Annotated in this window: 10 protein-coding genes; 9 read left to right on the top strand and 1 reads right to left on the bottom strand. The window is 35.5% G+C overall.

Going from position 1 to position 20,856, the window contains the following annotated elements; all coding sequences use genetic code 11:
- Positions 1-36: 36 nt before the first annotated feature.
- Complete coding sequence (locus L3049_RS05925) at positions 37-765, top strand: YjbH domain-containing protein (RefSeq protein WP_275108882.1); 729 nt, start codon at positions 37-39, stop codon at positions 763-765.
- Positions 766-1,130: 365 nt separating this feature from the next.
- Positions 1,131-1,523: a BT0820 family HAD-type phosphatase gene (locus L3049_RS05920; protein ID WP_275108881.1), complete on the top strand. Its 393-nt coding sequence runs from the start codon at positions 1,131-1,133 to the stop codon at positions 1,521-1,523.
- A 167-nt stretch (positions 1,524-1,690) separates the two neighbouring features.
- Here L3049_RS05920 and galB read toward each other — a convergent pair whose 3' ends face one another.
- Positions 1,691-4,192 carry a beta-galactosidase GalB gene (gene galB, locus L3049_RS05915; protein ID WP_275108880.1) on the bottom strand — a complete coding sequence of 834 codons (2,502 nt, stop codon included), beginning with the start codon at positions 4,190-4,192 and terminating at the stop codon, positions 1,691-1,693.
- Positions 4,193-4,625: 433 nt separating this feature from the next.
- Between galB and L3049_RS05910 the strand changes: the two genes are divergently transcribed.
- The 7 genes from L3049_RS05910 (at position 4,626) to L3049_RS05880 (ending at position 20,636) form a co-directional block, all read left to right on the top strand.
- The gene (locus L3049_RS05910) at positions 4,626-6,824 is read left to right on the top strand and encodes a glycoside hydrolase family 3 C-terminal domain-containing protein (protein ID WP_275108879.1); all 2,199 of its coding nucleotides are present in this window, start codon (positions 4,626-4,628) and stop codon (positions 6,822-6,824) included.
- A 176-nt stretch (positions 6,825-7,000) separates the two neighbouring features.
- Positions 7,001-11,176 carry a hybrid sensor histidine kinase/response regulator transcription factor gene (locus L3049_RS05905; RefSeq protein ID WP_275108878.1) on the top strand — a complete coding sequence of 1,392 codons (4,176 nt, stop codon included), beginning with the start codon at positions 7,001-7,003 and terminating at the stop codon, positions 11,174-11,176.
- Between the two features lie 408 nt (positions 11,177-11,584).
- Entirely contained in the window at positions 11,585-13,105 is a 1,521-nt protein-coding gene (locus tag L3049_RS05900) for an alpha-L-fucosidase (protein ID WP_275108877.1), read from the top strand.
- A gap of 478 nt (positions 13,106-13,583) precedes the next feature.
- Positions 13,584-16,685: a SusC/RagA family TonB-linked outer membrane protein gene (locus L3049_RS05895; protein ID WP_275108876.1), complete on the top strand. Its 3,102-nt coding sequence runs from the start codon at positions 13,584-13,586 to the stop codon at positions 16,683-16,685.
- Positions 16,686-16,703: 18 nt separating this feature from the next.
- Positions 16,704-18,515 (top strand): RagB/SusD family nutrient uptake outer membrane protein, encoded by a 1,812-nt coding sequence (locus tag L3049_RS05890; RefSeq protein ID WP_275108875.1) that lies wholly within the window; start codon positions 16,704-16,706, stop codon positions 18,513-18,515.
- Between the two features lie 14 nt (positions 18,516-18,529).
- Positions 18,530-20,119, top strand: a complete 1,590-nt coding sequence (locus L3049_RS05885; protein ID WP_275108874.1) for a hypothetical protein — start codon at positions 18,530-18,532, stop codon at positions 20,117-20,119.
- A gap of 61 nt (positions 20,120-20,180) precedes the next feature.
- Entirely contained in the window at positions 20,181-20,636 is a 456-nt protein-coding gene (locus tag L3049_RS05880; protein WP_275108873.1) for a hypothetical protein, read from the top strand.
- Positions 20,637-20,856: the final 220 nt, after the last annotated feature.

Below are 20,856 nucleotides of genomic sequence, written 5' to 3'. Positions count from 1 at the left end.
AGCCTCTTTTTTTAGAAGATTTTTAAGCCTTTACAAATGCCTAATTTAACACTTGAAGTGAGACGATTTTTAAGCATCCTATTTTTTGTTTGTTTGCCTGCATGGCTTTGTGCACAGGCGACTTCTGGTAGTATTGGTTTGTTGAATATTCCAAGTGCGGAAATGCAGAAGGATGGAACCTTTTTATTTGGGGCAAATTATTTACCACAAGAATTTACACCTAGTAGATTGTCTTATGATTCTGGAAATTATTATTTGAATCTTACCTTTCTACCTTTTATGGAAGTAAATTACCGGATGGTATTGTTGCAAAATGCAAAGACTTCAAAATATACAGAGCAGGACAGAACCTTTGGTCTTAAATTAAAATTGTTTAAAGAGAAAAAGATATTACCTGCCATTGCCATTGGGGGAGGTGATATCTATTCAGAACATGGTGATGATGTCAACAAAACCTTTGGTTCTTATTACGCAGTTTCGAGTAAAAATTTGAAACTGAAAGCCTGCAATGTTGGAGTTACGATGGGATTTGGGTTTAATGATAGTCCAGCTAGTGAAAATACACAAGTACATGGTTTTTTCGGAGGGGTTTCAGTAACACCTTCTTGTTTACAACAAGTTTCTTTTGTTGCAGAATACGATAGCAATACGCTTAATGTAGGAGCTACGGCCTTACTTTTTAAGCATCTCTATCTTCATGCTTTTGTGCACGATTTTGAAAATGTGGTAGGCGGTTTTGCTTATAAAATTTACCTGAAAAAATAATCGATTCTTAATTTATGTCATTGCGAGGAGGAACGACGCGGCAATCTGTTTCAAGTTCATGTGATGTTTAAAACACCCATCTGTCCTGTGGACTCCGCGAAAGCTTTCGGGATCCCCTCAAAAAGGGAGAATTTCTAAAACTGAATTTATTAGATTTTTGAAGTAATTATTTATCGACTTCCTTTTTTAAATCCCTTGGCTAAAGCCAAACGGCAATGGATATTTTACCTTTACAGGTAGGATTTTTGACTTTTAAGACCCTTTGACCTTTAAGACTTTTCCACTTTCCACCTCCAGCTTGCTGGTCCCGATTCATCGAGATTATACTTTTCCACTTTTCACCTTTACACTTTAACCTTATTCCCATGATTATTGCCATAGATTTCGACGGAACCATTGTTGAGCAACGCTACCCAAAAGTAGGGAAGGAAATTCCATTTGCTTGTGCTACCTTAAGTATGCTGCAAGAAGATGGTCATCAGTTAATTTTGTGGACTTATCGAGCAGGAAGAGAGTTGGAGGATGCAGTTGAGTTTTGTCGTTCTAAAGGGGTCGAGTTTTATGCCGTCAACAAAAACTACCCTGAAGAAGTGTTCGACGAGAGCATTAGCCGTAAAATTAAAGCAGACCTATACATCGACGACATGAATTATGGCGGTTTGCCCGATTGGGGCGAGATTTACGCAGGAATTAATGGATTAGAAAGAAAGCTTTCTCAAAGAACCAGAAAGAAAGGTTTTGCTCGCTTGTTCAGATAATAGAAGTCTATTTCTGATAAAAATGCCTCTTGTATTGCACAAGGGGCATTTTTGTTATCCAGCCATTTCTGACACAAGCATTTTAAAGGTGTGAGGTGCTTATTAAAAACAAAACGAGCTTACTTTTAAGAAGTAAGCTCGTTTTTTTTTGGGAAGGTATTTAAATCTTATTTTTTAGTGTTTAAAACAATTTCCTGAGCTTGTAAACCATTCGAACTGGCCGTAATTCTTATTTTCCCTGCCTTATCGGTCGATTTTACAATTAACAAGCACAAACCATTAAAAGCATTTCTGTAATTGGCTTGATACGGTTCTGTTGATGTTGCATCTCCATTTCCTACTGCAGCAATACTTCCTTTTCCATCAACTGTAAAGTTGATAAGATCATTTGCCTTAGGACACAAATTGCCATCTTTGTCTTCTACTCTCACGCTGATGAAGGATAGATCCATAGCATCTGCTTTTATATTTGATCGATCGGCAATTAATTTGATTTGGTAAGGCTTTCCTGCAGTTTTAATTGTTTTCTCTGCTTGTTTTTTGCCATTTTGATAGCCAACAACTTTCAACTCACCAGCATGGTATGGCACATTCCACGATAGTCGGTATTTCGAGTAGTAAGTTCCTTTTTCAAAGAAATGAAACTCTGCAGGAATTGGTGTTAAATCCACACCTTTAACTTTTTTTCCATACGATTTACCATTCACAAAAAGTTCTACTTCATCGCAGTTGGTGTAGGCCATAACAGGAATTGTATCTCCAGTTTTGTTTTCCCAATTCCAGTGCGGTAAAACATGAACCATTGGCTTTTTTGTCCACTGACTTTGATACAAGAAATACCTGTCTTTCGGGAAACCGCACAAGTCAACGGGAGCAAAATAAGACGACCGGGAAGGCCAATCCGCATTCCAGTAACCATTTGTCGAATTGTCTTTGCCACCATAAGGCGTAGGTTCTCCTAAATAGTCAAAACCAGTCCACATAAATTCTCCTAAGGAACGTGTTTCCTTTTCTTGCTGCTCAAACTCAACATCTGGAGGGTAAGCCCAAGGAGGTCCAACGGTCACATCGTAACTTGAAACCTGATTGGTTTCATGCTTCTCTTTTGCTTCAATTGGAAAATGGTATACACCTCGGCTACTGGTTTGAGACGAGGTTTCGGAACCATAAACTATCATGTCTGGATTTTTCTCTAAAATCTCAGTATAATTTAAAGGCCAATAGTTCATTCCTACGATATCAACATATTTTGCCAATTTATTGGTGAAAGGAGCAGGGTAATAATTAAAGCCTGCTGTGCTTGGTCTAGTTGAATCTTCATCGTGACAGATATCGGTAAGTTTTTTGGCTATTTTCCATCCATCTTTTCTCGACTGTTCTAATATTTCATTTCCAATGCTCCACATGATCACCGAAGGATGATTGCGATCTCTTTTAATCATATCGCGAAGATCTTTTTCGTGCCATTGATCGAAGTATTTGTTGTAGCCATTGGGTACTTTTCCCATTTGCCATTCATCAAATGCTTCTACTTGCACTACAATTCCTAGTTTATCACAAATCTGAAGAATTTCAGGAGACGGAGGATTATGACTTGTTCGCAGTGCATTAACACCCATGCTTTTCATGATCTGCATTTGTCTTTCCGTAGCTCTGTAATTTACAGCAGCTCCTAAAGGACCTAAATCGTGATGCATGCATACCCCATTTAGTTTTACCGTACGACCATTTAGTTGAAAGCCATGTTCTGAAGAAAACTGGATCGATCTTACCCCAAAATTAGTCTCAAAGCGATCAATCAATTTCCCCTTCAGGTAAATGTTGCTGACAGCTTTGTATAGGTGTGGTGTTTCAAGATCCCATTTTAGTGGATTTTCAATGTTCATTTTCTGATCCACATAACCGGTCGTTTCAGCTTGTATAATGATATCGCTATTGGTTGTGCAAACTTCATTTCCTTTCGCATCTATCAGAATGGTTTCCAATTTTGCTGTTTGTTGGCTTTTGGATTGATTGCAAACCGATGTTGTAATTTCAACACTAGCATTCTTTTCGGTAATGTGTGGTGTACGTATTTTTGTTCCCCACTGCGGAATATGAAGTTTGTTGTTAATCTTGATCCTAACATTCCTATAGATCCCAGCTCCAGGATACCATCTGGCAGAAAGATCTTCTGGAGATAATCTTACAGCAATCACATTGTCTTCTCCGAACTTAATGAAAGGAGTGATGTTCAGCTCAAATCCGATGTATCCATAAGGACGATTTCCGGCAAATTCCCCATTAACCCATACATGAGCATTGTTCATTGCTCCATCGAATTCTATGGCAATTTCTTTATCCGAAAATTTTTCTTCCACCTGGAAGTGTTTTCGATACCAACCTGTTCCATGAACCGGTAATCCTCCAGTTCTGGCGTTATTTTCATTGCTAAATGGCCCTTCAATTGCCCAGTCGTGCGGTAAATTTAGTTTGCGCCATGCTGAATCATCAAGATCGGCTTTCTCAGCTTTTTCATATTCTCCTTTAAAGAACAACCAATCCTTGTTGAAATCTTGGTCGGGAATAGATGAGCTTTGCTGACACGCTCCCAATCCAAATGCAAAAACTGCAATTGTTAGAAGGCGAAGAGCTTCCATGAATTTTGCTTTGCCTGTTTTTTTAATCATCCGTTTTTCTTTTAAAAACTTGTATACACTCTCCGTATTGGAGTAATCAATTGTCGCTTTACTTCCTATATCATTACAGATATAATTTGTATTACAAAGATAAAGTACTCATTGTAGAAGTGAGGGGAGATTTACGGACAGACTTGGGGGTAGTTTCTTGAATTAATTTACGCTTGATGAAGCAGAGAAATGCAATTGTTTTGTGAACAGAGCGGTAATGGATTTGCATACTGAAAAGCAACTAAATCCTCTGTATATTAAGGTAGTATGGGTTTTGCTTGTACGATATTACACATCGAAAAGAAAAAGCCCCCCTGAAAATTTATTAATATACACCCTCTTGTTTTTATTTAATGATATTAGGTTTGAAAGTCTATTAAAAGCTTATTTTTGATAGGCAATAAACTTGAATTTTAATTTTTTACACAATAATATGAGAAACGTAAAATTATTACTTCTAGCAGTGTTGGTCTGTTGTGCTAATATTTCCATACTTAGTGCGCAAAATGAAAACTATGAGTGGTTCAATTCCGAGCTATCCATCGACTCAAGAATTGATGCGCTTATCGACGCAATGACGCTAGAGGAAAAAGTTTCTCAGTTGACTGATGTAAGTGTGGCGATTCCAAGATTATCGGTGCCAAGATACAATTGGTGGAACGAGTGTTTGCATGGTGTAGCACGAAATGGGCGATCTACGGTTTTCCCTCAGGCAATTGGTCTGGCTGCAACCTTTGATCCGGACTTAGCAAAAAGAGTATCAACGGCAATATCCGATGAGGCTCGTGCAAAATTCAATATTTCCATTAAGAATGACAACAGAGCAAAATATGCAGGACTTACCTTTTGGACTCCAAACATTAATATTTTTAGAGATGCAAGATGGGGAAGAGGTCAGGAAACTTATGGAGAGGATCCTTACTTAACGTCAAGAATAGGGGTTGCTTTTGTGAATGGATTGCAAGGAGATGATCCAAAATACCTTAAAGCAGCGGCCTGTGCAAAGCATTATGCTGTACATTCAGGTCCAGAGGCATTAAGACATGAGTTTGATGCCATCGTGTCGAAGAAAGATTTGTATGAGACTTACCTGCCAGCTTTTGAAGCTTTGGTGAAAGAAGCGAATGTAGAATCGGTAATGGGTGCATACAATCGTGTGCTAGGAGAGCCTGCTTGTGGTAGTCCTTTTCTTTTGCAAGAGATTTTAAGAGATGATTGGGGTTTTAAAGGTCATGTTGTTTCTGATTGTGGTGCTATTTCTGACTTTCATTTGTTTCATAAGGTTACCAAAAATGCTGTAGAATCTGCTGCTTTGGCAATTAACAGTGGTGTCGATTTAAATTGTGGTAAGGTATATCCAAAATTGGTTGACGCAGTGCAACAAGGATTGGTAAAAGAGGAAACCATTGACAAAAGTTTAAGAGCTTTATTAAATACGAGATTTAAGTTAGGATTCTTTGATCCGGAAGAAAACAATCCGTACAGTAAATTAGGTGAAGAAGTTATTTGTAGCAAGAAACATAGCGATTTAGCATTGGAAGTAGCAAGGAAATCAATTGTATTGCTAACAAATAAGAACAATGCATTGCCTTTGTCTCCAGCGATTAAGAATTTATATGTTACAGGGCCTCAGGCTAATAATTCAGAGGTGTTATTAGGGAATTATTACGGGATGAGTAATCGTCTGGTTAATGTTTTGGAAGGCATAACTGCTGCAGTAAGTTCGAGTACAACAATTAATTACAAAAAAGGATGTTTGCCATATCGCAAAAATGTTAATCCTATCGATTGGACAACTGGAGAAGCGAAAAATGCTGATGCAATAATTGCAGTATTGGGAATTTCAAGTGCCATGGAAGGTGAAGAAGGAGATGCGATTGCATCAGAAACAATGGGAGACCGTTTGCAGCCATTCTTACCTGCAAATCAACTTGAGTTTTTGCGTAAACTGAAAAAAGACAATAAGAAACCTGTTATTGTTGTAATGACCGGTGGAAGTCCAATGATTATTCCAGAGGTAGCGGACTTAGCAGATGCTATTGTATGGGCTTGGTATCCTGGGCAAGAAGGGGGAACCGCTGTTGCTGATGTTGTATTTGGTAAGATTTCTCCTTCAGGAAAATTGCCATTAACATTTCCGAAGAGCATGGATCAATTGCCAGCTTATGAAGATTATAGTATGAAGGGGCGAACCTATAAATACATGAAGGAAGATCCATTATTTCCTTTTGGTTTTGGCTTGAGCTATAGCAAATTTAAATATGATGATTTCAGTTTAAGTTCAGCGAAATTGAAGAAAAATGAAGATTTAGAAATAGCGATAAAGCTTTCAAATGTTGGTGAGATGATGGCTGATGAAGTAGTTCAAATCTATTTAGCTCAGCCTGGAGCTGGAGAAACAGCACCATTAAGAAAATTAGTGGCATTTAAGAGACTTAGCCTAAAGGTAGGAGAAAACAAAAACTTGAAGTTTACGATTGGTGCTAAGGAATTTGCGCAGGTAACAGAAAAAGGGAATAGTGAAATTCGTAAAGGAAAATATACTCTTTTCATTGGGGGCAGTTCTCCAGTTAAGGATCTAGAAAATAAAGGTGTCTCAGCTCTTCAAAGCATGGATTTTGAAATAAGATAAGCTGAAAAAATAGTGTGAATGGAATGTATTATATGCTTGTAAAATTAAATTTTCTCGATATCTGATGTCGGGAAAGTTTTTTTTTATACATTATGCAGTTATAAAGAAAATTCAGTAAACCCTAGTACTGCTTATTTCTTATTTGAAATTGAAAATCGGTTAATAATTAAGTTGATATGCGTTTATTTCTCTCTACTCTACTGTTATTTGTATTTTTTTCTTCCTATTCTCAAACGGATTTTGAGCGATTAAGTACTCTTGATGGTCTTTCCCAAAATGATATCAATTTTATTTTTCAGGATTCTAAGGGATTTATGTGGTTTGGAACCGTTGATGGACTGAATCGATTTGATGGAATGAAATTCATCACTTACCAGAGAACCACACCAATGGAACACCCTATTGGCAGTAACTTGCCATTTTGTATGGTTGAAGATTCAAAAGGTAATTTTTGGATAGGAACTTCTGATAATGGGGTTTGGTTTTTCGATAGAAAGAAGGAGGAGTTTCATAAGGTTCCGGAAATTATGAACGGCAAGCGTATCTTAATGGATCTGAAAGTGGGTAACATTTTTCTGGATAGAGATGGTATTTTATGGATAAGCTCATCAAATGGTGTGAGCCTTATTGATACCAAAACATATAATACTTCAGATGTTAAAGGCGTAATTTTTGATGCAGCTTCAGATAGAGAAAATAAATTTTACTCATTGCGTTCTGCAAATTTATTTTTTCAAGATTCAAAAGGACAAATTTGGCTCGGTAATACTAATGGGCTCTATAAGGTAGGCCTTACCAAGGATTTGAAATTGAAGATTGAACGGATTCCTATATTAGCGGCGAGAACTTTCCATTCAATTATTGAAACAGAAAGAGGATATATCGCCTCGTGCGGTGATGGTGCATACTATATTAAAGAGCAAGGCGGAGAATTCACAGCTAAAATGATAGCACCCTACTTTTTTTCATCATGTTTAAAAACCAGTAAGGGCTTCGTGTTTGGAGCTAATAACTCTGGATTATTTCAATTTGTTTGGCATGAAGATGAGGAAAGTCTTGAGTTAATAAAACATTTCCAATACGAGTTTTATAATTCTAAAAGCCTAAGTGCGAATATTGTAATTGACCTGTACGAAGATAATTCAGGACTTTTGTGGGTTGGTACTAATGGAGGTGGTCTTAACCGGCTAGACTTAAATGAAAAGAAATTCCATCATATTAGTAGGACTAATGCCAAAGGAAGCTTGTCGTATAATAAAGTTCGAGCTGTTTATGAAGATGGAAAATCTAACCTTTGGGTGGGTACTGAAGGTGGAGGAATTTCTTGTTTGCTGGCAAATAAGAAAGGTGAATATGAAACAGGATTTATTAATAAGGCTATAACCGAGATTGTAAACAATCAAAACTATGTATACTCTATTGCAGGTTTACCCGATGAACCTAAAGGAGTGATATTTGGAGCTGGATATCCTGTGAGACTTGGTCTGGCGAAAATAAATAGGAGTGGTGAAATTGAAATAGAATCTTTATCTCATTTAGTTGAAAATTCGGTATTTACAATATTAGTTGATAAAGATGGATATATCTGGCTTGGCACCTATGGTACTGGACTATATAGAACAAAGTACGATAGCGTAAAAAATGAGTTTATTGTCCTAAATAATTATAGAGCTAATGGGGAAGGTTCATTGTGTTCCGATATTGTAAGGAGTCTACTTGAGGATGGTGATGGGAACATATTGGTGGGTACCGATATGGGCTTAAATATTTTGCCGAAAAGGGAAAAGGAAAACTCAAGTCCTTCCTTTATAACAGTCGTAAATGATCCAGAGAATGACACGTCGTTAACGCATAATTATGTGCTGGCCATGCATCTCGATAGTAAGAATAGAGTATGGGTTGGAACTATGGGAGGTGGACTTTGTCTGCTAGAAGGAGGATCAGGTAGTACGACTAAGTTTAAAGCATATACTTCAGAACATGGATTGCCAAATGATGTTATTAAGGGAATTGAAGAGGATCGCGAAGGAAATTTATGGATTTCAACAAATCGAGGATTAACAAGGTTTAATATCAATACGGAAGAGATCAGGAATTATACAATGTCTGATGGATTACAGGATTATGAATTTAGTGAACTAGCCTCTTTTACAAGAAAAAATGGAGAAATGGTATTTGGTGGTGTTAATGGTATTAATGTATTTACTCCAAGTGAAATTGAAGATAATCCATATGCATCTCATGTTGAGTTTACAGAGCTGTTTATACTTAATGAACAAATTTTAACGGGAAAAGAGTATCACGGGAGAATTCTTCTTGAAAACGAAATGCCATCTACCGATTCTGTTTCAATAAAATATTCCGAAAATAGTTTTTCAGTTGGCTTTACTGCACTCCATTATGTTGCACCTGAGAAAATCAAGTATAAGTATATGCTGGAAGGTTTTGACAATGGTTGGAATATGGTAAATAGTGTTGAACCAAGAGCTAAGTACACAAATATACCTCCTGGGGAATATACTTTAAAGGTTTTAGCTACAAATAACGATGGAGTATGGACAACTATTCCTTCGATGTTGACGATTGAGGTCGTTCCTCCATTTTGGAGAACAATTTATGCCCTTTTTATCTATGTATTTATTTTTGTAGTACTTCTGATTTTCTTCAGAAGGTATTCGGTTATCGCTGTTACCAAGAAGAATGAGCTGATGATGGAGCATTTTGAACAAGAAAAAATGGAAGAGCTAGTTCAAATGAAATTACAGTTTTTTACGAATATTTCTCATGAATTTAGAACCCCTTTAACCTTAATTCAAAGTCCTTTGGAGCGTTTGATTTCTGGTAATGATAAGATTAGTGGAGAGGATCGACAACAGAATTATTCTTTGATGATGAAGAATGTTCGAATGTTGAATCGATTAATTAACCAATTAATGGAATTCAGAAAATTGGAGAAAGGCAAGATGCCATTGGCAGTGAATAGAGGCAATGTGATGGAACTTGTTAATGAGGTTTTTGATGCGTTTAATGAAATTGCTCAATCAAAAAACATACGTTTCGAACTAAAGAATTCTTACCCTTCGGTAGAGTTATGGTTCGATTACGATAAACTGGAAAAAGTACTGTATAACCTATTGTCTAATGCTTTTAAATTTACGCCACAAGGTGGAGAGGTAGCGATTATTGTAGAAGAGGAAGAAATTGACGGTAAAGAATGGGTGAAAATAAGCGTTAAGGATAATGGTCCTGGTATCGCTAAGGAGAAAGTACAATATCTATTTGATAGATTTTACCAGACAGGTAGTCATAAATTGTCAAAAGTTTCTGGAACAGGAATTGGACTGGCTTTTGCAAAGAATTTGGTTAACCTTCATCAAGGTAAAATTTCAGTATCAAGTAATCCAAACATAGCAACACTATTTTCAATCCAAATTCCAAAGGGTAAATTGCATTTTAAAAAGGAGGATTTCTCAGTTCAGGCGAATCAATCCGTTAGCGAAGTACCAACAATCGTTAAGGATTATCAGCATGAAGAAGCAATGTCTGATATCTCTAGGGAGCTAGAGATAGACGAAAAAAAACCAGTTGTATTAATTGTTGAGGACAATTTCGATGTGCAAGCATTGATAAAGGGTAATCTAAAAGAGGAATTTAATTGTATACAAGGATATAATGGTAAAGAGGGAATTGAACTTTGTAGAAAGTACAATCCAGATTTAATTATTTCTGATGTGATGATGCCAGAAATGGATGGATTTGAAATGTGTAATATTATCAAAAAAGATGAGTTGACTTGTCACATTCCAATTGTTGTACTTACGGCAAAATCAACCGATGAAGATAAATTAACAGGCTTAACGGAAGGCGCTGTTGCATATATGTCTAAACCTTTTAATATCGATGTTTTAATTGCTCAAATTAAATCAATTCTAGAAGCTAGAAGACAGGTAAAGAGAGACTTTAATCAGAAAGTAGAAGTTGAGCCCAAAGAGGTCACTTTTACATCCATTGATGAAAAATTACTCGAAAGGCTATTAAAAGTAGTAGAAGAAAATATAAGTAATCCTGAATTTACAGTTGTGCAGTTAGGGCGTGAAGTAGGAATAAGCCAATCGATATTGAATAAGAAATTAAAAGCATTGCTTGGTCAAACTGCAAACGTGTTTATACGAACAATTCGTTTAAAAAGAGCTGCTCAATTGTTGAAATTAGATCGATTATCTGTTACCGATGTTGTTTATGAAGTTGGTTTTAATGATATGAAGTATTTTAGAGAGTGTTTTAGAAAACAATTTGATACGACTCCTTCAGACTACATTCGCCAATATCGAAAAGATCATCTTGAAGAATAATATTTAAGATATAAAAGTAAAGAGAACCTATTTTAGGTTCTCTTTTTTATTTAATGAAATTCGGCTTCTTTCCTTTCTTTATTTTCAAATCCCCCCTTCTTAAACTAATATTTTGTAGCCTTTACTTGTGGTCTGACCATATATATTTGTAATGTGCTTTATACATTTTTTTAGTAATCAATTTATTCCAGTAAGGACATTCTTAACTCGAACTGGTTTTATTACAATTAAAACAAATAAGAATCCGCAGTAGAAGAAAGTAGTATTGCTTTTTTAAACTGAAATATTCTTGTGAAAATTAAAATTACTTGAGAAGGACAATTGAATTTATTTGTTACCTCTTTACGATGTAACAATGGCTAAATTTTATTGTTATTAAAACGACTATTGTTAAAATAAAAAAAACATATGAAAAGACTACTATTAAGTATGTTGTTGGTAGGCTTGTTATTTAGTTCTTGTATGGATCGTAAAGGTTCTACAATGGTTAATAATGAACCTTTTGAGGAGGATTGGAACTCATTAGCTAAATACCAAACACCAGATTGGTTTAGAGATGCCAAACTTGGTATTTTTATTCATTGGGGACCATATAGTGTTCCTGCTTTTCAATCAGAGTGGTATCCTCGTTTAATGTATATGGATTCTGTTATATGGAGTCCAACAGGAGAGCTACAAGACAAGAATGGGTCTTCTGTTAATACTCATCATGTTGAGAAGTATGGTGATCTAGGTGAATTTGGATACAAAGATTTTATCCCGATGTTCAAAGCAGAAAAATTTAATGCTGTAGAATGGGTCGATTTATTTAAAAAAGCAGGAGCTAAGTATGTTGTGCCAGTTGCAGAGCATCACGATGGTTTTGCAATGTATAAATCGAATTTTACTCGTTGGAATTCTGCAGATATGGGGCCTAAGCGTGATATCTTAGGAGAAATGTCGAAAGCAACAAAGGATGCTGGTTTGTATTTGGGAGCTTCGTCTCATTTTGCTTTTAATTGGAATTACTTTACTCATAAAGAGGGATTTGATACAGCAGATCCAGAGTATGCTGATTTGTATGCACGTGCACATGATCACTATGCTCCAGCTGATAAAGAATTTCTTGAGTTATGGTGGAATAGAACACAGGATATCATTGATAATTATCAGCCTGATATTCTTTGGTTCGATTTTGTTTTAGATCATGAGGAGTTTGTACCCTATCATGCTAAACTTGCTTCTTATTACTATAATAAGGGGATAGATTGGAATAAAGATGTGGTTCTTCAAACAAAGAATTTCAATTATGAGACTTTTCCAGAAGGAACAAATGTCTTGGATATAGAACGTGGGAAATCTGCCGATATTCGAAAATTCCCTTGGCAAACTGATACATCAATTGGAACCAATAGCTGGTGCCATACTGTTGATTGGAACTCTAAAGATGCAAATACGCTTATTGATGATTTAATTGACATTGTAAGTAAAAATGGTAATATGCTTCTTAACGTAGGACCAAAAGCTGATGGTACAATTCCTCAAGATCAAGCAGATATTTTACTTGAAATTGGTAATTGGTTAAGTGTTAATGGTGATGCTATTTATGGCACTCGCCCTTGGAGTATTTTTGGAGAAGGACCTACTGAAGTTAAAACGGGTCATCATACTGAAGGTAAAAACAAGAAATTAACTGCAAATGATTTCAGATTTACTCAAAAAGATGGTAAGATTTACGTGATTGCTATGGATATAGCTGAAAATGGTAAGTATTTAGTTAAATCTTTTGCAAAAGGAAGTGACCTTTGCAAAGGTGAAATCAAATCTGTAAAAATGGTAGGAATGGATAAAGCTTGCGAATGGCAAGTTGGAGAATCTGGTCTTACAATTAAAGCAGAGGGTAATGGAGATGCTAATTATGCATGTGCATTCGAAATTGTAATGATTTAATTTGTTGTTAGTGTGATAATAAGTTGGTTAAGTTGTGTAAAGAGGTGCCCCAGGGCACCTCTTTTTTGTTTTATCTAATGTATCGTAAAACAGGTTTTATTGTCGTCGGTTATTTTTAATTCACATATGTTTCAAGTATTTTGTTCGAGCTTGTAGATTATAATTTGTTGCCGTAGTTATTCATATAATTATTAGGGGGAATAAAGTAAATTAAGAGGGGTATTTAAAACTCTTAAGATTTATTGCATTGAAAATTAGCTTGTTGTGTTTTTTTGATTGATTGTTAATAAATGAGCTATAGATCTATTGTTTTAGAGGGGATTAGGCTTCAATGACTGGTATTTTTACATTATTTAACAAATATCCCCCTCCTATTGAAACTAATTTTTTCCAACGATTGCATGAATGAAAAGTACATTTGTTACAAGAAATGTATAAAGCGCATATAATTGTAAAAACTAATCTATTTTTAAATTTTATGAAGGACACAAGGTACAGAAGTTCATGGAAGGCGAGAGGAATAATCTTATCCCTCTTGTTGATGTTGACCTTTAATATGTATGGTCAAGAAATTCAAGTCCGAGGTAAAGTTATTTCTTCGGAAGATAACTTGGGAATACCTGGAGTTAGCGTTGTTATTAAAGGAAAAACCGTTGGTACAATAACCGATATTGATGGAATCTATAGTATTAATGCTACTAAAGGAGAAACTTTGGTTTTTAGCTTTATGGGAATGGAAACCTTAGAGCAGGTAATAACAAGTGCAAACATTGATGTTGCTTTGCAAGCGCAATCGTTTAATATTAATGAGATCGTGGCAATTGGTTACGGTACACAAAGAAAAAAAGAAGTGTCAGGTGCTGTTGTGCAGGTTAAATCAGAACAGTTGACAAAAATGGCGACTTCCGATTTAGGTTCTGCTCTACAAGGTCAAGTAGCCGGAGTTAGTGTTCAAGCTAGTTCAGGAGCTCCTGGAGCTGCTGCTAACATCCAAATTAGAGGACTAAGTTCTGTTAATGGTGCAAATGCTCCTTTATTTGTTGTTGATGGAATTCCTCAAGATGGCGATCCTCGTTTAAGTAACAATGAGATTGAAACCATTGATATTTTGAAAGATGCTGCATCAGCTTCTATTTACGGTACCAGAGGTTCTGGTGGTGTTGTATTGATTACAACAAAACAAGGAAAGAAAGGTCAAATGCGTATTGCATTAGATAGTTATATGGGAGTTCAGAAAATTACATCAGGAATTGAATTGATGAATTTTGACGAATACTGGTATAATAGTCTTACTCAAACTCAAACAATAAAAGGGACTACCACTGATGGAATCTGGACTGAGTTAGAGACTAGTAAAGATGACTTTACGAACAATACCAATTTGATGGGGACGATTCAGAATGATAATGCTGTAATCCAAAATCATAGTTTAAATATCTCAGGTGGAACAAAAGATTTAACTTACAGTCTTGTTGGTTCATTTTTTAAGCAAGATGGTGTATTGATCAATTCTGGATATGAAAGATATAATGTTCGTAGTAATACAACATTTAAAAAGAATAAATGGACCATTAGATCAGGTTTAGGTTTTAGAGTAGAAGAACAGTCAGATGTACCTTGGAATTTTCTTTATGATGCCTACAAGTATAAGCCATACGCTGCACCTATTGATCCAAGTCAAGATATATCGGTAGCTTCAGGTGGAAAGGATAGTAATGATGCTATGAATTTAGGTAATATGATGTCTAAATTTAAGCAATCAAATGTTCGCAATGGAGAACAATTCAATGCTAATATTGATCTTAACTATGAAATTCTAAAGAATTTCAATTTGACTACAAGAGCTGGAGTTAGCTTTAATAACAATACTAGAATCGAAATTAAACCTAAATTCGAAGTGTACACGGATGAAGGAGAATTGGTTGTGAATACCAATACTCGCTCTTCGGTAAAGAACACTAGTGATAGAGCAACAAGTTTTACTTGGGAAAGTGGTCTGAATTACATGAAAGAATTAGGAGATCATAAAATAAAACTATTAGGGGTATTTTCAACTGAAAAGTATACCTATACTAGGTTTTATGGAGAGAAGAAAGACTTGTTTAGTAATGAAGTTACTGTTTTAAATGGTGCATCTTCTGAACCAAACGCAGGCTCAGGTATTACTCAGTGGGAGAGAGATAGAACCAATACACTCGTTGGAATGTTAGGTCGTGTGCAGTATGATTATAAGGGTAGATATATACTTAGTGCAAGTGTACGACGCGATGGATCATCAAGATTTGGAGAAGAAAATAGATGGGGTACATTTCCATCAGCTTCTGTAGCATGGAATGTTGCAGATGAAAATTTTTGGTCTCCTCTTGCAGATGTTGCAAATTCTTTAAAAATCCGTGCTAGTTATGGTACAACAGGTAATCAGAATTTTGCTGATTATGCTTTTGCTCCTACCATTAGCTTAAATTATGATTATCCTTTCGGAGCTGAAGGTGACGGAATGTTAGCAATTGGAGCTATCCAAACTGCTTATTCAAATGAGGATGTTAAATGGGAAACAACAGTACAGCAAAATGTTGGTTTTGACTTAGGAATGTTTAATAACAAAATGACTTTTACAGCTGATTTTTATAATTCAGATAAAAAAGACATGTTATTTCCATTGTTGATTCCTACTTCTGGTGGTGCTGGTGAAGGGAAAACGGTTGTTTTGAATGTTGGAGATATGAACAATAAAGGAATGGAATTTGCTTTAGGATATCGTCATTCAGGAAAACTATCGTGGTCTGTTAATGCTACTTACTCTAAGAATGTTAATGAAATTACCAAAATGAGTGGTAGTGCAGATATTGCTTATTTCACTGAAGGCTACGCTCTTAATGAACCAAGTAATAGAGATAAAATTACTGCATTAAAAGAAGGTTATGCAGCGGGATCATTCTTTGTAATGAAAACCAATGGAATTGTAAATACTGAAGCTAAGTTAGCTAATTATCAGAAGATTGATCCTGAAGCGAAAATGGGTGATTTGATTTATGTGGATTCCAATGGGAATGGCAAAATTGAAGAAGGTGATCGAGTTTATGGCGGATCAGGTGCCCCAGAGTATGAGTTAGGTTTAAATGCTTCTGTAGACTACAAAGGCTTTGATTTAGCAATGGTTTGGTTTGCTTCTGTTGGTAATGAAGTGGTAAATGGTTCTCGTGCTTATGCAATGATATCAGGAACTCACAAAGATTTACTGTATCAACACACGATAAAAAATCCATATGGTGTTATCCCAACAAATAGAGGTAGCGGACATATGAATTATAGAGGTTGGTCTGATATGTGGATTGAAGATGGCTCATTTGTTAGACTTAGAAATATAACTCTTGGATATTCTTTACCAAAAAGTATGTTGACTCGTTTAAAATTATCGAAATTAAGAGTCTACGCTGCTGCAGACAATCCATTAACCTTAACAAAATATCAAGGATATGATCCAGAAGTTGGAGGAAATGGTCTAGCTACTCGTGGATTAGATAGAGGTAATTATCCTGTAAGTGCTCAATACAGAATGGGTATTCAGCTAGATTTTTAATGTATAAAAGTTGATATAATGAAGAAATATATTTATAAATGTTTAGTAGGCTTAATGATGTTATTTTCATTAAGTAGCTGCGACGATTATCTTACGGAAGTTAATCCAAACGAAGTTACCACAGGTAGTTTCTGGAAAACTTTAAATGATTGTGAAATTGGTTTAGTTGGAACGTACAATCAATTTTCTGATGGTAATATTATGCTATTATCAGATGAGACCAATAGAAGTGATTTATCCTTCCCAGGTTATGGGCGTCCTTCGCCTCCAACCCCTAATCCAGCTTATTTGCAAATTTTTAATTCTGGTTATAATGGAGTTAATAAAAAATGGGATGCCTTGTACAAAGGGATTTTCAGAGCAAATCAGGTGATTGAAGGTTTAGAAGGTATTAAATCAGGAATGGATACCACAGAAGAAGACGAACAATGGAAGCGTATTATGGCGCAGGCTCGTTTTTTTAGAGGATTATTCCATTTTTATCTTCATAATTCTTATAATAAGGGAAGCGTAATTATTTATGATTTTGTTCCTAAATCAGAAGAGGATTTTTACCAAACGTTAAGCTCTGCAGAAGATGTGAAAGCATTTTATACTGCTGATTTGGAATATGCGTTAGAGCATTTACCAGCAACACTAAGTGGTTATGCGGCTGATGGCAATACAAATCTTAAGAATTTTAAAGGTAGAATTATTAAAGGGGCTGCGGCGGCTGTTCTAGGTAAGTCTTACTTGTATGCCGGTGATTACTCAACTGCTGCTGTTTATTTTAAAGCTATTATTGATAGTGGAGTATATGCTTTGGCTGATGTTAGTGAAAACTCTACAACCAATGGTGAGTTTAATTCAGAGTCTATTTTAGAAGTTTCTTACGACGCTAATTACAAGCCAGAGTACGATCAATATTCACCTTTTGGAACGACTAATAATAATGCCAATTTAATTGCTGCTCCTCAAACTGGAGGATGGAGAGGTATTTATCCAAGTTGTTGGTTAATAATGACCTATAGACAAGATTCTATTGATATTAATGACCCACGTAATTTAGTGACGGAAGAGGACGGAAGTACTCGTTATAGAAAGTTTTCTCTTCGTACATCTCATTCTATAGCAGTAGCTGATGATGAAGATTTGTTGTATTATCAAAGAAGACCTTCTGTTGTATCTTATTTTAACAATGGAGAAACAGCTTACTGGAGAAAGAATACCAATTGGGATATTACGGATCATGAGAAGAACCTAGCCCCTCCGGGACGTTCAGGGATTAACTATCGCGTAATTCGTCTAGCAGATGTATATCTTATGTATGCTGAGTGTTTAATTGAAGGTGGTAGCAATGAAGCTGGTGTTACCGAAGCTTTAATGTATATTAATAGAGTTAGACAAAGAGCAGCATTACAATTGTTAGGAGCAACACCTGCACCAGAATTTGCAGCTGCAGATTATGACAAAAAATCGTATATGTCTACTGATGTAATGAATCATTTAATGTATGTAGAGCGTCCACTTGAATTAAGTGCAGAGGGACATGCTATTCGTCATTTAGATTTAAGAAGATGGGGATTGAAAAAGCAAAGGTTAGACGAGTTAGCTGCTAAAACATTCTATATTGGGAATTATAAAACAGTGGATGAAAAAGGGAAAGACATTAGCAGAGATATCTTATTTGATGTTAAAAGTGATGCAGAGGCGACTTTAGATGATCCTGTAAAATATCCACCAAAAGAGTTATTTGGTTTTCAACAATCTGCTATAAATTATATTGAAAACTTGCATAGCTATTGGCCAATACCAAATAGTGAAACTACAGCTAATCCTAATGTAAACTAACAAGAGAGAAAAGTATGAAAAATATAAATTTAATCTTCGGTTTATTCATGTTGCTCCTAGTAGTAGGATGTGATGATGAATACGAACCGCTGAATGATTATTCAGATGTTAATTGGTATACAGATATGTCTCACGCAAGACCTAATTCCATTGGTCTCGATAAATATATGTCATTTGCGGATCTTTCTCAAAATGCATTAACTCATGAATGGCAGTTAGATCCTAATTTTGATGATAAATTTTTGACAGGAAGAATTATACGTCAGGATTCAAATTATGTTGATTTTATTGATGAAAATGCAGGTAGTGTTAGTTATGATAATACTGTTCATGTCCTGTTTACTAGTCCTGGATTGCATAATTTAAGATTGTACAATACGTTTAAGGAATATGTTGAGTTTATCGGAAATGATACTCTGGCTGCAGTTAAACAAGGTGATGTTTGGGTTATTGATACAACATTTGTTTTGGATGTTTATGATACTTTACAACCTGCATTAAAATTGTTTCTTGATGGTAATGAAGTTCTAGATTTACCAGCAAATTCAGCAGTTAATGAGTTGGATTCAGCTTCTTGGCCTACATTGGAAATTGAAGCAGGTAAGGCTATTAATTTCGTTGACATGACAACAATTGATAGACCAACAGGAAGAACATGGATAATTCCTGGAGGAACAGGTGGTAAATCTGATTCTACAGAATTAAATTATTTTTATCGATTAGGAACATTTAAACCTGTAATGGTTTCAAGCCGAAACAGTAAAAATGTACCTTATGGTTATAAACGTCAGCCAATTCCTTTAAAAATAAAGGTGATAAAGTCAACTCTTCCTTTCGAAGTTGCTGGAAATGCAATGGAATTAGAAGATGAAACGATTCAATTTAGTTTAACTGGGGAAATTGTTCCATTCTTTAATCAAGAAGAGTTCTTTACTGTTCATGTAACAAATCCTAATACTGGATTTGATGAAGAAATTGAAGTACAAGCAGCTAAAGTAAATTCAGAACTAGGAAATGTAATTGATTTGACTTTAAGTCAACCAATTTATTCTTATGATGATGTTGTGACTATTTCTTATTCTGGTGGAGAAATCATTTCGTTAGATGAGAGAAATTTAGTGGATATTGTAGATGCTCCTGTAGTAATGTACAATCCAAATGTACTAAGTGACCCAGCTTATGGCTTCGAGGATGCTGGTGCAGGATGGGTTCCAATGTGGGATAATACTGCAACCATTGAGTATACAACAGAAAAAGCCGCTAGTGGTTCATATAGTATGAAAATGACCCAATTTGGAGGTAAAGGTAAGATTGAAAGTAAAAATGCTCCAGCAACAATGAAGGTAGGCAAGAGTTATGTCTATACATACAAAGTTTGGGTTGATGCTTCAACAACTGCTGGAAGTATGAGTACATGGTTCTTCCCTGAATGGAAGCAAAACTGGGTTGGTCTTAATGATAAACCTAAAGGAGAGTGGGTTACAATTGAGAAAACATTTGATTACAATCTTGGTGGCACTTTAATTATCATGTTCACATTGAACGGTGAAGGTGTTATTTATGTTGATGATTTCTCCATGATTGAACGTGATGCTAGACCATAAGTAAACAAATTTATAATTATCCGGCTCTATTCGTAGAGCCGGAAATAAATAGAAAATCACTATGAAAAATATTGTAAAACTTTTAAGTTTTATTATGGTATTTGGATTTTTTGCCTGTGAGGCAGATGAGTATCCTGTACCTGATATAGAAAAAGTACCGGTTTATGCTATCACAGAGACCGGTAGTAATGATTTGTTTGAGTTAAATGTATATCAAAACAATTCTTTGCTAAGCATCTGGACAAAAAATGGAAAAGTAAAAGTTCTTGCAACTTCGGCTTACTCAGATACTTCGGATGAAATTAATTATATGGTATCTTTTACAGCAACAGAAAATGTAACTGTTTCAGATTCAGAAGGTGTAGAATCGGTAGTTGTTAGAAGCTACGATTATGTCATTGATGCTAGTAAAGACACTGGTGTAGGAACGCTATCTATTACGACTGTTGTTGATGAAGTTTCTGAAACTATTGAGTACAATAATGTGATGATTAAAGTTGATTCAGTATATAACTAAATCATGTTAGTTTTTAGTTAGTATTTAGGGCTGCCGATTGGCAGCCCTTTTTATTTGCATGGAACTAAAGGCGATTCTTTGTAAGATGGATTATTTAGGCATTCGAAAAGCTGGCTATTTTCATTCTTCATTAGCCTTATCTGTAATCAGATTGAGGTAATATCTTCTTGTTAATAGAACTCTGAATGAAGCTATTTGATTTAACTGTGAATTAGCTTTC

The organism is Labilibaculum sp. DW002 (genome assembly GCF_029029525.1).
GTDB lineage: Bacteria > Bacteroidota > Bacteroidia > Bacteroidales > Marinifilaceae > Paralabilibaculum > Paralabilibaculum antarcticum.
This window is presented reverse-complemented; position numbering and strand designations above follow the sequence as displayed.

What these genes read in the sequence shown, in the direction of transcription:
- L3049_RS05925 (WP_275108882.1), top strand. Translation starts at nt 37, where the DNA reads ATGCCTAATTTAACACTTGAAGTGAGACGATTTTTAAGCATCCTATTT.
- L3049_RS05920 (WP_275108881.1), top strand. Translation starts at nt 1,131, where the DNA reads ATGATTATTGCCATAGATTTCGACGGAACCATTGTTGAGCAACGCTAC.
- galB (WP_275108880.1), bottom strand. Translation starts at nt 4,192, where the DNA reads ATGATTAAAAAAACAGGCAAAGCAAAATTCATGGAAGCTCTTCGCCTT.
- L3049_RS05910 (WP_275108879.1), top strand. Translation starts at nt 4,626, where the DNA reads ATGAGAAACGTAAAATTATTACTTCTAGCAGTGTTGGTCTGTTGTGCT.
- L3049_RS05905 (WP_275108878.1), top strand. Translation starts at nt 7,001, where the DNA reads ATGCGTTTATTTCTCTCTACTCTACTGTTATTTGTATTTTTTTCTTCC.
- L3049_RS05900 (WP_275108877.1), top strand. Translation starts at nt 11,585, where the DNA reads ATGAAAAGACTACTATTAAGTATGTTGTTGGTAGGCTTGTTATTTAGT.
- L3049_RS05895 (WP_275108876.1), top strand. Translation starts at nt 13,584, where the DNA reads ATGAAGGACACAAGGTACAGAAGTTCATGGAAGGCGAGAGGAATAATC.
- L3049_RS05890 (WP_275108875.1), top strand. Translation starts at nt 16,704, where the DNA reads ATGAAGAAATATATTTATAAATGTTTAGTAGGCTTAATGATGTTATTT.
- L3049_RS05885 (WP_275108874.1), top strand. Translation starts at nt 18,530, where the DNA reads ATGAAAAATATAAATTTAATCTTCGGTTTATTCATGTTGCTCCTAGTA.
- L3049_RS05880 (WP_275108873.1), top strand. Translation starts at nt 20,181, where the DNA reads ATGAAAAATATTGTAAAACTTTTAAGTTTTATTATGGTATTTGGATTT.